We start from the raw sequence: 1,762 nt of genomic DNA, 5'->3' as shown, positions 1-1,762 counted from the left end.
CGGAAGTAGTAAACCGATCCATCCGTATCAATCATCCACTCATTTGCTTTCATGGTTCCGTCTGCATTCAGATAATATTTTTTTCCGTCCCAGGTCTGCCATCCGGTCTGTTTTACACCGTCTTTATAAAAATACCAGGTTCCAGACTCCTGCGTCCATCCGGTTTTTCCAGCTGCCTGTACTGTCTGGGCAGAAACTGTTGGGAACATATTTGTTGCGGCCGGTGTACCTACTGCCAGGCTCAGGCCAAGAAGTACCATTGCGATTCTTTTTCTCATACTTTTTCCTCCGTCCGTGTCAAACATTGACACCGATTTTTCTGTTTGAATTCCATGTCAACGTTTGACACGGGATTCCTTGTTTTGTTATTTCACTTTTTACTCCGGAATTTCTTCCAGAAGTTCCCCGGTATAATCTTCCCGTTTTCCGAGTTTTATGGCGTCGTCCAGTTCGGACTGTTCCATGCATACACTTCCGATCGGGTGGATTCCTGGATCACAAAGAATCAGATACAGATTTCCCTGGTAATCTTCCGCTACATCACCATCCTGCCGGTAGCCAACAAACTCATGCTCAATCGGTATTTCTTCCGGATGCTCCAGATAGAATGGATCAAGCTCTCCCCAGTCCAGTGTGGAAAAATTGAAGTCCGGAAAACGTTCTGCTATTACTTTTTCTGCATTTTTTCGAAGCTCTTTCATGTCCATATGGTTTCTCCCCCTTTTTCATTTTTTGGAATCATATTATCATATTACCTTTCCAATTCCGTAATTACAAGAGTCTTTTGCTATTTTTCATATTGCATTTTTATTACATTCTAATCACCCCTCTGTTTTATTTGCATTTGTTGTTATTGTAATATGGCTTCCGCTGCTGAATGCGGCTTCCATGGATGCCTTTAATGCGTTCAGGATTTCATCTGCACTTTTTGTTCCCCCGTAGAAGCCCGTATTGGCCGTTTCCTGCGATTTTTCTGCATCGTACCGTAAAATGATCGTAAGTCCTGTTCCAGCCGTTGCAGCGTCCGAAAACGAGCTTGAAAGGGTTGTCTTGGATGTACAGGAAACGGTAAGTGTTCCACTCAGGAACTTACAGCCGGAAAACAGGTTCCCGCTATCCGTACAGGAAGATGGGATTTCACCGGTTATGGATTCCAGTGCGGTACATCCGAAAAAACTGCTGTTCATTTTCTGTGCAGACGATGGGATATGTACTTCTTTCAGGTTGACGCAGCCATTGCAGATATTCGAAAGTTCTTTCGCACTGTCCGGAATCTGGACAGATGCCAGAGCCATACAGCCGTAATACATGGAATCCATGTTCTCCAGCTGCATACAGGCTGTTGTATCGGCTCCCTCGATCAGTGCCGTATCACCGTAAAATGCTTTTTTTGCCTGTTTTATATTTCCTGGAAGTTCCATGGCCTTTTCCAGTGCGATACACCCTTCTGCGCAGGATGTAATATCTTCCAGCCGGACCGCACCAGACATATCCGGCATACTGGTCATCGCTGTGGCATTTTTGAATGTTTCCACCATGCTTCTCACTGTGTCCGGAATGCGGCACAATGTTTCCAGGTATTCGTCATTTCCTGTAAACCAGTAGTCCATGCTTTCCACTTCTGCCTCCGGATCAATCCAGGTCAGCCGTTTAACAGAATCTTTCTTCCATGGCGCAGAATCTGATTTGAAATTCCGGACGCTTCCTTTTCCGGATATTTCTAGATCCCCGTTGGAATACAGGATAGCCTCCACATCATCTG

Annotated in this window: 2 protein-coding genes and 1 pseudogene; all 3 read right to left on the bottom strand. The window is 45.1% G+C overall.

The genetic code is table 11. The features are described from left to right. A pseudogene (locus tag ACZMB2_RS14175) lies at nucleotides 1–278 on the bottom strand (hypothetical protein); the annotation flags it as partial. 99 nt (nucleotides 279–377) lie between these two features. Then, entirely contained in the window at nucleotides 378–707 is a 330-nt protein-coding gene (locus ACZMB2_RS14170) for a hypothetical protein (protein WP_055227875.1), read from the bottom strand. A 114-nt stretch (nucleotides 708–821) separates the two neighbouring features. Then, the coding region (locus tag ACZMB2_RS14165) for a leucine-rich repeat protein (RefSeq protein WP_487597191.1) at nucleotides 822–1,762 on the bottom strand (941 nt) is incomplete at its 5' end.

The organism is Hominiventricola sp. (assembly GCF_057604405.1).
This window is presented reverse-complemented; position numbering and strand designations above follow the sequence as displayed.

Bases quoted from the DNA above. Each gene is read 5' to 3' on its own strand.
- ACZMB2_RS14170 (WP_055227875.1), bottom strand. From the start codon at position 707: ATGGACATGAAAGAGCTTCGAAAAAATGCAGAAAAAGTAATAGCAGAA.